13 protein-coding genes are annotated in these 14,015 nt (G+C 43.0%); 7 read left to right on the top strand and 6 right to left on the bottom strand.

All coding sequences use genetic code 11. The features are described from left to right. Positions 1-68: 68 nt before the first annotated feature. Positions 69-767: a phosphate signaling complex protein PhoU gene (gene phoU / locus AB4513_RS13360; RefSeq protein ID WP_009848270.1), complete on the top strand. Its 699-nt coding sequence runs from the start codon at positions 69-71 to the stop codon at positions 765-767. A 9-nt stretch (positions 768-776) separates the two neighbouring features. On the opposite strand, the gene AB4513_RS13355 is transcribed toward phoU, so the two are convergent. Further along, positions 777-1,268 carry a hypothetical protein gene (locus AB4513_RS13355; protein WP_032555329.1) on the bottom strand — a complete coding sequence of 164 codons (492 nt, stop codon included), beginning with the start codon at positions 1,266-1,268 and terminating at the stop codon, positions 777-779. A gap of 383 nt (positions 1,269-1,651) precedes the next feature. Here AB4513_RS13355 and AB4513_RS13350 point away from each other — a divergent pair, with 383 nt between their 5' ends. Beyond that, the gene (locus tag AB4513_RS13350) at positions 1,652-2,347 is read left to right on the top strand and encodes a hypothetical protein (RefSeq protein ID WP_009848272.1); all 696 of its coding nucleotides are present in this window, start codon (positions 1,652-1,654) and stop codon (positions 2,345-2,347) included. Between the two features lie 27 nt (positions 2,348-2,374). Here the strand turns inward: AB4513_RS13350 and AB4513_RS13345 are convergent, their stop codons facing one another. From AB4513_RS13345 to AB4513_RS13335, 3 genes are all read right to left on the bottom strand, one after another. After that, positions 2,375-3,304 carry a LysR family transcriptional regulator gene (locus AB4513_RS13345; protein WP_009848273.1) on the bottom strand — a complete coding sequence of 310 codons (930 nt, stop codon included), beginning with the start codon at positions 3,302-3,304 and terminating at the stop codon, positions 2,375-2,377. A 99-nt stretch (positions 3,305-3,403) separates the two neighbouring features. After that, a complete protein-coding gene (locus AB4513_RS13340; protein WP_009848274.1) occupies positions 3,404-4,147 on the bottom strand; it encodes a copper homeostasis protein CutC in 744 nt (247 codons plus the stop codon). 317 nt (positions 4,148-4,464) lie between these two features. Continuing rightward, positions 4,465-5,073 carry a peroxiredoxin C gene (locus AB4513_RS13335; RefSeq protein ID WP_009848275.1) on the bottom strand — a complete coding sequence of 203 codons (609 nt, stop codon included), beginning with the start codon at positions 5,071-5,073 and terminating at the stop codon, positions 4,465-4,467. Between the two features lie 209 nt (positions 5,074-5,282). Here AB4513_RS13335 and AB4513_RS13330 point away from each other — a divergent pair, with 209 nt between their 5' ends. Continuing rightward, on the top strand, positions 5,283-6,188 hold the full coding sequence (locus AB4513_RS13330; RefSeq protein ID WP_009848276.1) for a hydrogen peroxide-inducible genes activator: 906 nt from the start codon (positions 5,283-5,285) through the stop codon (positions 6,186-6,188). Positions 6,189-6,314: 126 nt separating this feature from the next. Here the strand turns inward: AB4513_RS13330 and AB4513_RS13325 are convergent, their stop codons facing one another. Then, complete coding sequence (locus tag AB4513_RS13325; protein ID WP_009848277.1) at positions 6,315-8,255, bottom strand: methyl-accepting chemotaxis protein; 1,941 nt, start codon at positions 8,253-8,255, stop codon at positions 6,315-6,317. A gap of 270 nt (positions 8,256-8,525) precedes the next feature. After that, the gene (locus AB4513_RS13320; protein WP_009848278.1) at positions 8,526-8,969 is read right to left on the bottom strand and encodes a CBS domain-containing protein; all 444 of its coding nucleotides are present in this window, start codon (positions 8,967-8,969) and stop codon (positions 8,526-8,528) included. Between the two features lie 335 nt (positions 8,970-9,304). Between AB4513_RS13320 and queA the strand changes: the two genes are divergently transcribed. From queA to secD, 4 genes are all read left to right on the top strand, one after another. Continuing rightward, positions 9,305-10,357: a tRNA preQ1(34) S-adenosylmethionine ribosyltransferase-isomerase QueA gene (gene queA / locus AB4513_RS13315; RefSeq protein ID WP_009848279.1), complete on the top strand. Its 1,053-nt coding sequence runs from the start codon at positions 9,305-9,307 to the stop codon at positions 10,355-10,357. Between the two features lie 194 nt (positions 10,358-10,551). After that, the gene (gene tgt, locus AB4513_RS13310) at positions 10,552-11,688 is read left to right on the top strand and encodes a tRNA guanosine(34) transglycosylase Tgt (RefSeq protein ID WP_009848280.1); all 1,137 of its coding nucleotides are present in this window, start codon (positions 10,552-10,554) and stop codon (positions 11,686-11,688) included. 110 nt (positions 11,689-11,798) lie between these two features. Continuing rightward, positions 11,799-12,128 carry a preprotein translocase subunit YajC gene (yajC, locus tag AB4513_RS13305; RefSeq protein ID WP_009848281.1) on the top strand — a complete coding sequence of 110 codons (330 nt, stop codon included), beginning with the start codon at positions 11,799-11,801 and terminating at the stop codon, positions 12,126-12,128. A gap of 20 nt (positions 12,129-12,148) precedes the next feature. Further along, entirely contained in the window at positions 12,149-14,005 is a 1,857-nt protein-coding gene (secD, locus tag AB4513_RS13300; protein ID WP_009848282.1) for a protein translocase subunit SecD, read from the top strand. Positions 14,006-14,015: the final 10 nt, after the last annotated feature.

The following is a 14,015-nucleotide window of genomic DNA, read 5'->3' as shown; positions in this document are numbered from 1 at the left end:
CAAAGGTGTCATCTAGAGCTAAGTCACTCTACAAAAATGGCTTTCTTCATTTCTTTCAAGGAGCAAGTATGCATTTCGGTCGCCACATTTCAGGGCAATTCAATGTCGAGTTAGAATCGATCCGTACTCATGTATTGACCATGGGCGGGTTAGTGGAGCAGCAACTCTCGTTTGCAATGCAGGCGCTCCATAAAGACGATGTTGAATTGGCCAAAAAAGTAATTCGTGACGACCATAAAGTGAATGCGATGGAAGTTTCAATCGATGAAGCATGTACTCGTATTATCGCGAAACGTCAGCCGACTGCCAAAGATCTGCGTTTGATTATGGCGATCATCAAAACCATTACTGATCTAGAACGTATTGGCGATGTGGCCTCTAAAATCGCACAGGGTGCGATTGAGATCCCTTCGACCAAAGAACAAAAATTTCACGTCTCGTTAGAACCATTGTGTCGTCAGGCTATCACTATGCTGCATCAAGTATTAGATGCTTTTGCTCGTATGGATGTAGATGCGGCAGCAGAAGTACATAAACTTGACGATAAGCTGGATGCGGAATATGAAGCTGTGATTCGTCAGTTGATGACGTACATGATGGAGGATCCTAAGAACATCCCCAATATCCTGCAAGTGATGTGGTCAGCTCGTGCGATTGAGCGAGTGGGAGATCGTTGCCAAAATATCTGTGAATACATTATCTACTTTGTGAAAGGTAAAGATGTACGCCACCTTGGTGATCAAAGCCTAGATGACGCACTGAAGTAGGTATTAACTTTAGAACCGAATAATTGCACCAAGGTTAAGGTTGATTGTTGTGTCGTAAGGCACAAAGGTCTTATTGTGATCAAAAATATTCATATCAACACCAGCACGTAGCCCAAGTATTGGTGTTGCTTGGTAAACGTAGGCTCCACCAAGACTTAATCCATGTGCTGTCTTCTCTTCAATTTCGCCGTTACGCGTTTTTGTTCCGTCATAACTCGCTACACCAATCTCCGCCTGAAAGCCGTGATTCTGGTTGCTTCCAAACATATTTTGAATACCAATGCGGTACGCATCGACAGTTTCATCGTATCGGTCGCTGTCATACCAAAGCTGAGAATAGCTCAGATAAACCACACCTAGATTTGCCACATCAGTAATACCTGCTTGTATTCCAAAACCATGATAAGAACCAATCTTTAGTTCAGGAGATAAGTGAAGACCATTTGAAAGTGCAGAGGTTGAGAATAAAGCTGAAGCTAAAAGAAGTGTTTTAAATTTCATGGTACCACCGAAGTAATTTTGCGCTCTCCTTAGCATTAGGTCGATCCATGCGTGAATCCAGTGAAATCACTGGCTAACGGTGATCATTATATGGGCTTTGAAAGAGCAGGCTAATTCGCATTGATTATCTCTGTGATAATGCTTGCTTATCAGCAGGAGTAATCATTACACGTGATCTTTGGGTCTTACGTAGCCTTACAAAACGAGCGTGATAGAAGTGTCTAAACATAAGCTGATGTTCTCTAATGTATTTGTTTAAGGCACATGAGAAAAATAACGATAGTATCGATATAGCTCATTGATGCTCGCTATATTCTTACTTATCTTTAATTTATTCTTCTACTGAATTTTTCCCTTACATTTATTTTTAGGTAGATATCAGTATGAAGAAGTTTCTTTTCGTTGTGACTCCTCTTTTCGCGTTAACTGCGTGCGGCAGCGTTGCCATCATGGACAAATCAGATGCGGTTAATCAGCAGCCAGAACTCATGGTTAAAACTGATGGTGATTTTTGGGGGTTAGGACAAGAAGGGACGTTTGATATTGCAGGTATGTACCAAGGTAAATATAGCCGAGATTCATCAGGTTCAACATGGTTTGAGACTGTTTCATTCAAAGAGGGTGAGCTGGCTGCTGAAATCACTAGAGTCGATAATGGCCAAGTGTGGAACTTAGTCTGTTCTGGCGGTGGCACTTCAGTTAACTACATGGGTGTTGATTTTGGTGGCAATAAACCTTACCGCTGTTCTGTATCTCAAAGCAATGAGAATATAGGAGAGTTCGTTTTAGAGCCTCAATCTGGGATGATCAGTGTTAGCTTAGAAAAGAAAGAAGCTGGCTATATCCGAGTTGGGGCGAATAAATATGACGTAGAAACTGTCCATTCAAGTAAAGACCTTTTAATGTCGGTAGAAAAACCACTAGGGTATAGCTTTAAAAAAGCTTCTAAAGAAATAGCGGCTGCACAGACAAATGGAATGATAACGCTACAGATGTTACCTGAACTTAATGAAGCGGAAAAAGACACATTAGTTATCGGTACCATCGCTAGCGCACTGAGCTGGCGTCCGGAAGAGTAAAATACAATATATAACTTTTAATCGAACTTACTTTTGTACTTGTTCTGATAAAACTTGCTCTATGAGTTTTGAAAGCCAGTTTGTTAAAGGTGAGTTTCGATTTTTAATGTGTATATAACTATAGACCGGAGTTTTCAGCGTTTTTCCGTCGACTGAGACATCTATCCCGCGTAATGTCGGATAGTTTTCTACTGGGAAAAGGTTGGAATGGGGCATGTACATATCAGTATGTTGAATGACATCGATTAGAGCCATGACCAATTCGCTGCGAAAACCGATACGATGCTCGATGGAAAGGTCGGTTAGAATCTGAGACGCTAAGCTAAAATTGTCATTCCAACCTGGCGTTACTAAAGATGCGATTTCGTACCCTGCCATGTCATATGGAGTCACGGTGTTTTGCTTTAAAGGGTGATCTTTCCTAACAAATATACGTCCTGTTAATTCAATGAGCTGCCTTGTATAGACTTCTTTACTTGTCTTTTCCCCTAAGTAGCTTACTCCCATCAAAACCTCATCTTTTTGTATATCTGAGACAGACGAGTTTGACCATGGAACAAGCTTTAGTTTAGCGTTTGGTGCTTGCGCTTTTATATCTTTAAAAAGTGAGCCAGACAGACAAGAAAGCACCACTGGAGATAGGGCTATTTTCAACGTGTAATCGATCTCTTTCGGATCAAAAGTGTTTGATGTATTAACCGCGATAGATAGACCGTCCATGAACGGTTTTATTTGATTGGTGAGCTGCTCTGAAAATGCCGTAGGTTGTAAGCCTCCATGAACCTTTACGAAAAGGTCATCGTTGAAGTGGTGTCTTAGCTTTTGTAGGGCTTGGCTAACCGCTGGCTGAGAAACGAATAAACGTTCCGCAGCCTTTCTGGTGTTTTTTTCTTGATAAACAATAAGAAATGTTCGTAACAGGTTTAAATCAAGAGAGCTGAATAAGTCTTTAGCCATATCTGTCCATGAAAATTTTCTGTGCTATTAACTCTAATATACGCCAGTCCGCTAGATTCGTCAGCGTGGTTCTCTGGATTTGTGTTAGTGACGATTACCCTAAGCGGTGAGGGCAGCTCTCACATTGGATATCTTATTCGCATTAGTTACTGGTATCTGATAATCATCAACATCATTACTGCCCATTTGAGCGCTTGAATTGCTTTCCATTAGGCTGGGTCTTGTCGATTTACCTGAAAGGTGAAGTGCAGGTACTTGGGTGGAGCTTTGAATCATTTTGGCATTCGTTGCGTTGACGCCTGCACCAGCCATTATATCGATTCTGCCATCGGCTTGTTTGACCATATCTGCGAGCACATTGATGCCTTGCTCTGCATTAATAGCAAGCCCTGACGTCAGGATTCTTTCACATCCAAGCTCAATAATCTGCTCTAACGCTACTTTATAATCCTGAAGCTGGTCGATTGCACGGTGGAAGGTGATTGCTAGTTTGAGTTGGTGAGCCTTGCTTGAGAGAATTTGCATTGCAGACATATCAATCTCACCATCAGGTGTTAGTACACCCAGAACGACGCCATTCAACCCTGCTCTCGCACAAGCTTCAATATCTTCCAGCATACAGAGTATATCGTCATAATCGAATATGAAGTCACCTTGTCTCGGTCGTATCATGGCATAAACTGGTACGGACGAAATTTTTGCCGCTTGCTTCATCATTCCGAAGCTTGGAGTTAACCCGCCAAGTGCTAATGAAGAGCAAAGCTCAATTCGATTCGCGCCACCAGATAGTGCGTTATATAGAGATTCTAAGTTATCGATACAGACTTCAATTTCGGTGTTCATCGTATTTATCCGTTCAAAAAGATACGGACGAAATCATAACAACCTAGATACGGATATGAATAGGTGGTAGCAGAGGAAAATAGGGGTAAAGTTTGTTCTTGTAACTGCCTCTATTAAATGTTGCAGAGGCGGTTTGGGTAGATAATTGTCGTCGGAGAGAGATGAAAAAAGCCCGAAGCGTTAACTTCGGGCTTTTAATAGGACTTTACTTCTTAACTGATTGGCGGTGCGCTTTGCGCTATTAGCTTATGCTTTATTTCTCTTTATAGAGAGTCTTCCAACCATTAACCCGCGTTGAGTTCGGGCTTAAGAGGTAATTACTTGCTTAGGTCGTCAGCGTGCTCAGATAGGAATGCAGCAACACCTTGTGGAGATGCGTCCATACCTGATTTACCTTCTTCCCATTGTGCAGGACATACTTCACCGTTCTTCTCGTGGAAGTTTAGTGCGTCTACCATGCGTAGCATTTCGTCGATGTTACGACCTAGTGGAAGATCGTTAACTACTTGGTGACGTACAAGGCCGTCTGCGTCGATTAGGAAAGAACCACGGAAAGCAACGCCTGCTTCTGGGTGCTCAACATCGTATGCTTTGCAGATTTCGTGCTTAACGTCAGCAATTAGAGGGTATTTAACTTGACCGATACCGCCGTCAGCGATAGCAGTGTTACGCCATGCGTTGTGAGAGAATTGAGAATCGATAGAAACACCGATTACTTCAACGCCTTTAGCTTGGAAATCTTCTAGACGGTTGTCGAAAGCGATTAGCTCTGAAGGACAAACGAAAGTGAAGTCTAGTGGGTAGAAGAAAACTACCGCTTTCTTACCTTTAGTGAATTCTGCGAAGTTGAAGTTATCAACGATCTCACCGTTACCTAGAACAGCTGCTGCAGTAAAGTCAGGGGCTTGACGACCTACTAGTACCATTTGGAATCTCCTAAAAAATTAGTTGGCCCAACACATCTTTGTTTGGGCTCCGTTTCTACGGGACAAACTATAGTACAATCGGTACTATAGAAAAAAGCGAATTAAATAGATTAAGTTAATCGAAAAAAGCGATAAGCTTATTCTTTGTCCGTTCCTTAGGTCAAATGACCTTCACTTAAGTTATCCTACTCATATTTCAAAGTAATTTCATGAATAAATGGCCAAGTCTTAAGCAACTTCACTATCTTGTTACTCTTCACGAAACTCGCCACTTTAGCGACGCTGCGGATCGCTGCTTCGTGAGTCAATCGACACTAAGTAAAGGCATTCAAAACCTGGAAGAACTCATTGGTTGTCCTCTCTATGAGAAGAAAGATAAAAAGAGCCCATTGGTTTTCACTCAAGCGGGTGAGCTGGTGGTTAAGCATGGTCGAGAGTTACTGGCGAAAGGGCAAGACTTGGTTGAGCTCGGAAATCTATGTAATGGAGACGCGATGCAAGGGCAGTTGCGAGTAGGGTGTATTCCTACTATTGCTCCATTCCTATTGTGCGATTTGGTACAAGAAGCGAACCAACGTTTTCCACAGTTGAACTTGTTGTTACGGGAAGACACGACAACTAACCTATTGGCTGCGTTGCGTCATGGTGAGTTGGATGTACTGATTCTGGCTTTGCCTGTCGATATCGACAACATGGAGAGCAAAGTTGTTGGGCAAGACCCTTTCAGAATGGTAATCAGCCGCAATCAAGCCGATGGTATTCGTGTTCCGATTAAATATGATGACCTGCCAGACGAATCTGTATTCTTGTTGGAGAACGAGCACTGCTTAACCGAGCACGCGGTATCAGCTTGTAAGCTAACCGACAAAGAGAAGATAAACCCGTTCACCGCCACAAGCCTACATACGTTGGTACAAATGGTGGCAAATGGTTTAGGAACCACCTTTATTCCACAAATGGCGATCGATCATGGTTTGTTGCAAAATCAGAATTTAGTGGTGATTGACCCTCCCGGTCAACAAGCTTATCGCGATATAGGCCTTGTATGGCGACCAAGCTCGTCACGTCTTGAAACCTTTCATCAGTTAGCTGATGTAGTCTCAGAATTGCTTTAAAAAACTAGAAAGTAAAATTCAAAAGAAAAAGAGCAGCTATTTGGCTGCTCTTTTTGTTTGTTTATTTGAGAAGAAAAACAAACAAATAGTGGCGTTAGAAGCTTATTTATCTATTTTACTATAACGTTAGATTTTGAAAAAACTCAGCAAGTCTTTTTGCTTAACAGCTAATGAAGAGAGTTCTTCACTTGCCTGTTTGCTCTGCTCAATTCCTGAAACATTTTGATGAACAATATCAAAGGTCAGAGAAACATTTTGTGAAATATCTTGTGTTACGCCAGATTGTTCTTCAGACGCTGTGGCTACTTGTGTGTTCATATCAGATATTAGTTGTACTGAGTCAGTGATAGAAGCGAATGCAGCACGAAGCTGTTCGCTATACTGTCTAGATTCTTCTGCTAACGAAAGATTGGATTGCATAAATTGGTTCGCATCTTTCGCTTGAGCCTGAAGGCGAGATATTATTTCTTGAATATCGACCGTTGATTGTTGTGTTTTAGCGGCAAGAGAACGAACTTCATCTGCTACCACCGCAAAGCCTCGGCCTTGCTCTCCCGCTCGAGCGGCTTCAATGGCTGCATTTAACGCAAGTAAGTTAGTTTGCTCAGAAATTGAATTGATCACTTCAATAACACTACCGATCTCTACCGAGTACTCTTGCAATTGATTAACGATGTTTGATGTTTCTTCGATCGAGTCTTCAACTTTTCGAGATATATCATCTGATGCATCGAGGGAAACACTGCCATCTTTGACATTTGTCGTTGCCCCAGTTGCAGCGCTCTCTGCGCTAGCTGCATTCTGGCTAACCTCACTCGCAGTACTAGAAAGTTCATTGATGGCTGTCGCGATTTGTTCCATTTGACTCAGTTCTTGTTGAGCATTTCCTTCTGTTTGGCTCATTACCGCGGTTAGCTCAACGGAGGCTGCTGAAACATTGTCTGAAATCTGGTGGAAACCATCGATTATTCGACGTAGTTCTTGGCGCATTTCTAAAATGTTTGCGTATATACCGGTCTCTTTACCCGTAATTGGAATCTGCTTTGAAAGATCACCAGCGGCGACTTCGGCAACAATTGCTTGGATGTCACTTGGCTCTCCTCCAACGACTTTCCATACACTGCGGTAAATCGAAACGGCAATGCTAAGAGAAGCGGCGACAACGAGAATTGAAAGAACGCCAAGCACAAATTGCGCGTTAGAGAATCGCTCGACCATATTAGGCCCGACAGAGTCTTGCTCTGACTTTGTTGATAGCTTTATCTCTTCAATTGTTTTTGCTGCATTAACACCAGCAAGATCAAGAGTCCCTGAAATGATGCCATTTCGCGTGTTTATAGTGTCAACGATCTTTGAAAATGTGTTGCGGTAAATTTTGAAGGCACTAGTGAAATCGTTTAAGTAGTTGATTTGTTCCATCGACATGAGTTGAGATTCGATTGTTTCTGCAAGTAGTGCGGCAGAGGCAAACTCTTTTTCAGCACGCTGAGCATCTTCTGTTTTATTGCTCGTCAGAAATTTAGAAGCGTACAATCTTGATAGCAATACATGCTGCTGAAGCTGTCCTGAACTGACAGCAACTTCTAAATCTTCTTCAGCTGAAGCCTGGGTCATTAGGTTAGTCACTGCCTCACGCATATTGACTCCTGATGGGTCTAAGGCCTCTTGAACTAGGTTGTTTCGAGTATTAACAAGTTGAACAACCTTGTTAAAGCCTTGGCTATATTGATCAAGCTGCTTCTTTATCGTTAGGAATTCATTTTTGTGTAGATCGTCAAGATGAGAGTCTAATATTTCATCTATCAATTGATTTGATGCGGTGATACGTCTATTCAGTTCAGAAGCATGTGACGGAATAGGGTTTTTAATATATTTAAGTGCAGATAAACGAGCTTCCAGTATATTGGCTTGGATTCGACCTGTTGAGACACTTGTTATTGCAAGAGAGCGGTAGGTGTTAAACCCATCACTCGATTGATAAAAGCGTAATGAAGCAACGACTGAAATAACCAAAATTAGCGCGAGAATCACGCCAAAACCTAAGGACAGCAATTTCTTTAAACTCATAAATATCATTCCTAGTAAGGCAGCTTGTTTTTATTCTTAACAAATTCTTACATGATTCTAACGATAAATATATCAATAAATAGTATGTATCCACTATATTTTGATGCCTAAGAATGATGGGTAAAGTAGGTTGTTGATATTGTTGTTTTTTGTAACTTTTCTCTCGGCTTTTCATAAAAATAGATGAGATTTTAGACGTGTCAGAATTTAGATATGTTAAGAGCCTCAGGTTCAAAGGCTCTAAGGATTATCGTGAGTAATACAAACGGACTAACTTTCGACCTCTTCCGGTTCCGCTTCTTCTTGTAGCTCTAGCAGGTTAATGGCTATCGTAACGAAATCGCTGTCTGTAATGATGCCCACGAGTTCGTGGTTCTCTACGACAGGTAAACAGCCCACTTTGTGTTTCTGCATATAAACAGCAGACTCTTTTAGTCCTGCGCGCGGCTCTACAGACATAACACTCTTGTGCATGATGTCATTGAGTGGTGTTGCAAGAGTATAGGATTGAGCTTGTGGGATGTTTTGTAGGCTAGATTCTTGAGCGGCAAGAACGTCTCGCTGTGTGACGACGCCAAGTAGTTGTCTGTCGGCATCAACAACCGGAATATGGCGGATATCAAGCGCTTCCATCATGTGCTTTGCATCGGCCAGTGAGTGTGAGCGCAATAGGGTATGAGGGTTGCGAGTCATCATATCTTCAACCTTGATCATACGGACCTCCTTCTTTTTTATTTGTTGCTATTACTATAGTTTTTTATCCAAAAAATAACTGAGATCTAACGCATTTTTGGGTGAGTTTCATGCAACTAATTTTGTTTTTTTTATGAGGGGGAATGGTCGTATTATTTTACGACTCTTTACAATAATCCAATGCTGTAAACCTTGCTATTGCGGCTCGTGTGCCTATACTAGCCCACTGCGAAATTTTTAGTCATGTTTACGATGTGTTTCTGGTAACGATTTACTTACCGAAACGATTGTTCGGCAACTTCGACTTATTATTCGTCAACGGCATAAATATCATCAACTAAGACAAGACTCGACACATGCAAGTTTCAGATTTTCACTTTGACCTACCAGATGAACTCATTGCTCGCTACCCTCAAGAGGAGCGCACAGCAAGCCGCCTACTTAAATTAGATGGCAATAATGGCAACCTAGCTGATGGTTCGTTTAAAGACGTTTTAGACTTGGTTGAGCCAGGTGATCTTGTTATTTTTAATAACACTCGCGTGATTCCTGCTCGTGTATTCGGTCGCAAGGCATCAGGCGGTAAGCTTGAAGTGTTGGTTGAACGTATGCTGGATGAGAAAAGCATTCTTGCGCATGTTCGTTGTTCTAAATCACCGAAACCGGGTACCAAATTGTTCCTTGGTGAGAACGATGAGTATGAAGCTGAAATGGTGGCACGTCATGATGCGTTATTTGAAATCCATTTCACATCCGATCAAAGCGTTTTAGAGATTCTTAACAGTGTTGGTCACATGCCACTGCCTCCTTACATCGATCGTCCAGATGAAGACGCCGATAAAGAGCGCTACCAAACTGTCTATAATGAAAAGCCGGGTGCAGTTGCTGCGCCAACAGCAGGCCTTCACTTTGATGACAAGCTAATGGCTGACATGAAAGAAAAAGGTGTTGAGTTTGCTTACGTGACGCTTCACGTTGGTGCTGGTACGTTCCAGCCAGTAAAAGTCGATAATATCAATGACCACCACATGCATGCTGAGTACGTTGAAGTACCGCAAGAAGTGGTAGATGCCGTTGCAGCTGCAAAAGCTCGCGGCGGACGCATCATTGCCGTTGGTACAACCTCTGTGCGTTCACTAGAAAGTGCGGCTCAAGATGCAGTGAAAAATGGCACTGAGTTAGTTCCTTTCTTTGGTGACACAGAAATCTTCATCTTCCCAGGTTATGAATATCAGCTGGTGGATTGCTTAATTACCAACTTCCACTTACCAGAATCAACGCTGATTATGTTGGTGAGTGCATTTGCTGGCTACGACAATGTGATGGGTGCATACGATCACGCAGTGAAGAGCGAATACCGTTTCTTCAGCTACGGTGATGCGATGTTCATCAATAAGAAAACGAGCTAATTTTAGCTGGTTATAAACGATATAAGCAGAATTTACGGGTGCTAGCAGTAGGCTAGGAGTCGGGCAGGGTGTCTGTCTAATCTCTCGCAAGGAATACGCGACCGCTCCTCATAGAACCCACTAGACTGAACTTTTGTTCGGCCTAAGGTTCTGAATTAACAGTCAGATTGTTTCTCTGGCATATTGGAGGCTTCGTGAAATTAAAATACGAACTTAAAAAAACTAATAGCGGCGCACGTCGTGGTCAACTTCAGTTTGAACGCGGTACCGTTGAAACCCCAGCATTCATGCCTGTAGGTACTTACGGTACGGTTAAGGGCATGACACCTGAAGAAGTAAAAGACACAGGTGCTGAAATCCTATTAGGTAATACATTCCACCTATGGCTACGTCCTGGTCAAGAAATCATGAAACTGCACGGTGATTTGCACGATTTCATGAACTGGAAAGGTCCTATCTTGACTGATTCAGGTGGCTTCCAAGTATTCAGCCTAGGCGCAACGCGTAAAATCACTGAAGAAGGTGTTCATTTCCGTAACCCTGTAAACGGTGACAAGATCTTCATGGACGCTGAGAAGTCGATGGAAATCCAAAAGGATCTAGGCTCAGACATCGTAATGATCTTTGACGAATGTACGCCTTACCCTGCGACGCATAAAGAAGCTAAAGACTCGATGGAGATGTCTCTTCGTTGGGCTCAGCGTTCTCGCGATCACTTTGATAAGCAAGAAAACCCGAACTCATTGTTCGGTATTGTACAAGGTGGCGTATACGAAGACCTTCGTGATGTATCCGTTAAAGGCCTAACAGAAATTGGCTTTGACGGTTATGCAGTAGGTGGTCTAGCAGTAGGTGAACCAAAAGAAGATATGCACCGCATTCTTGAGCACACATGTCCTCAACTGCCTGAAGATAAGCCTCGTTACCTAATGGGTGTAGGCAAACCTGAAGACTTGGTTGAAGGTGTTCGTCGCGGTATTGATATGTTTGACTGTGTTATGCCAACGCGAAATGCACGTAATGGCCACCTGTTTGTAACGGAAGGTGTGATCAAGATCCGTAATGCGAAGCATAAAACCGATACAACACCACTAGATTCAGATTGTGACTGTTACACTTGTAAGAACTACAGCAAGTCGTACTTACACCATTTGGATCGTTGTAACGAAATCCTAGGTGCTCGACTGAACACGATTCACAACCTGCGTTTCTACCAACGAGTAATGTCAGACATTCGTCAGTCTATCGATGAAGATCGCTTTGAAGAGTTCGTTGCAGAGTTCTACGCAAGAATGGGGCGTGAAGTGCCACCACTAGGTAAAGAATCTTAGTATTTCTTTTTTGCGAGCCCTATCTCTCTTCCGAGTGATGGGGCTTGAAAATAAAGGGATACGACCCAATTAGACAAACAATTACGAAAATATAATAGAGGATGTTTTAAATGTTTATTTCTCAAGCTCACGCAGCAGCAGAAGGTGCACCAGCAGGCGGCGGTTTCGAAATGCTTATCATGCTAGGTATGTTCGCTGTGATCTTCTACTTCATGATCTACCGTCCACAAGCTAAGCGTGTTAAAGAGCACAAGAGCCTTATGTCTTCTATGGGCAAAGGCGATGAAGTTCTTACAAGCGGCGGCCTAATCGGCAAGATCACTAAGATTGCTGAAGACAGCGACTACGTTGCTATCGAACTGAACGCAAACAACGAAGTCGTTATCAAGAAAGACTTCGTTACAGCAGTGCTACCAAAAGGTACTCTGAAATCACTATAAACAGCTAGAGGATCCTCGCTGTGCTAAACCGTTATCCGTTATGGAAGTATTTGATGGTGATGTTTGCCATCGCTATCGCTGCGTTGTACGCACTTCCAAATATATACGGTGAAGATCCGGCAGTTCAAGTTACAGGGGCGCGTGGCGCCTCTGTAGATCTGTCTACGCTGGATGCTGTCACCAATGCTCTTGAAGCAGAAAACCTTTCTACTAAATCCGTTGCTCTCGAAAACGGTTCCATTCTTGTTCGATTTAACGATACAGATACGCAAATCAGTGCCCGTGATATCATCACAGAAGCACTAGGTGATGACGTTATCGTAGCTTTAAACCTAGCGGCTTCAACTCCTGATTGGCTTGAATCTATTGGTGCTGCACCAATGAAACTGGGTCTTGATCTACGTGGTGGTGTTCACTTCTTAATGGAAGTGGATATGGACGCTGCGATGCAAAAACTGGTTGGCCAACAAGAAGAAGCGTTCCGCAGTGAACTTCGTGAAGAGAAAATCCGCTACCGTGCTATTCGCCCATCGGGTAAAGATGCGGTTGAAGTGATTCTGCGTAACGAAGAGCAGCTTGCTGAAGCGAAATCGCTACTGCAATCTAAGCACCAAGATATGACGTTCGTAGATTCAGAATCTAACGGTCGTTTCTCTTTGATTGCTAACTTCACTGAAACTCGTCTTCAAGAAATCCGCAATTATGCGGTAGAGCAAAACATTACTATTCTACGTAACCGTGTTAACGAACTCGGTGTTGCTGAGCCTTTGGTTCAACGTCAAGGTGCTAGCCGTATCGTAGTGGAATTGCCAGGTGTTCAAGACACGGCTCGTGCTAAAGAAATTTTAGGCGCAACCGCGACTCTTGAATTCCGTGAAGTGGACAGCAGTGCCGATTTGGCCGCTGCAGCTTCTGGCCGTGCTCCTGCTGGTAGTGAAATTAAGCAAGACCGCGATGGTCGTCCTGTAGTACTTAAGAAACGCGTTATCTTAGGCGGTTCTAGCATTACAGATGCAAGCTCAAGTGTTGATGAATATGGTCGCCCACAAGTTAACATCTCGCTAGACAGCGAAGGTGGTAGCAAGATGTCTACATTCTCTCGTCAAAATATCGGTAAGCTAATGGCAACCGTATTTGCAGAGTATAAAGACAGCGGTCGTAAAACACCTGAAGGCCGAGTGATCCTAAGTAAGCACGAAGAAGTGATTAACCAAGCGACGATTCAATCTGCGCTTGGCCGTAACTTCCGTATTACAGGTATCGACTCAACGGCTGAAGCTCATAACTTGGCACTTCTACTACGTGCAGGTGCATTGATTGCGCCTATCTCGATTGTAGAAGAGCGTACGATTGGTCCATCTATGGGTCAACAAAACATCGATATGGGTATCATGGCGATGGTTTGGGGTATGGCTGCAGTAATGCTGTTTACACTGCTTTACTACCGTACTTTCGGTTTGATTGCGAACGTCGCTCTGATGGCTAACTTAGTGTTGATTATTGGTGTGATGTCGATGATTCCTGGCGCGACAATGACGCTACCAGGCATTGCCGGTATCGTATTGACGGTCGGTATGGCAGTCGATGCCAACGTTCTTATCTTTGAGCGTATACGTGAAGAACTTCGAGATGGACGTAGTCCACAACAAGCGATTCACCAAGGTTATGCAAACGCATTTAGTACAATCGCCGATGCCAACATCACCACACTACTAACAGCAATCATTCTATTTGCTGTCGGTACAGGTGCGATTAAAGGCTTCGCGGTAACGTTATCAATCGGTATCTTGACTTCAATGTTTACAGCTATTATCGGAACACGTTGTATCGTGAACCTGATGTATGGCGGCAAACGCGTTAAGAAACTGTCGATCTAAGGCTAGGAAT

Origin of the sequence: Vibrio sp. 10N.222.54.E6, assembly GCF_041473955.1 — a bacterium.
In the GTDB taxonomy this organism is placed as follows: domain Bacteria; phylum Pseudomonadota; class Gammaproteobacteria; order Enterobacterales; family Vibrionaceae; genus Vibrio; species Vibrio tasmaniensis_A.
Note: the sequence above shows the minus strand (reverse complement) of the source record. Positions and strands in the feature narration are given on the sequence as shown.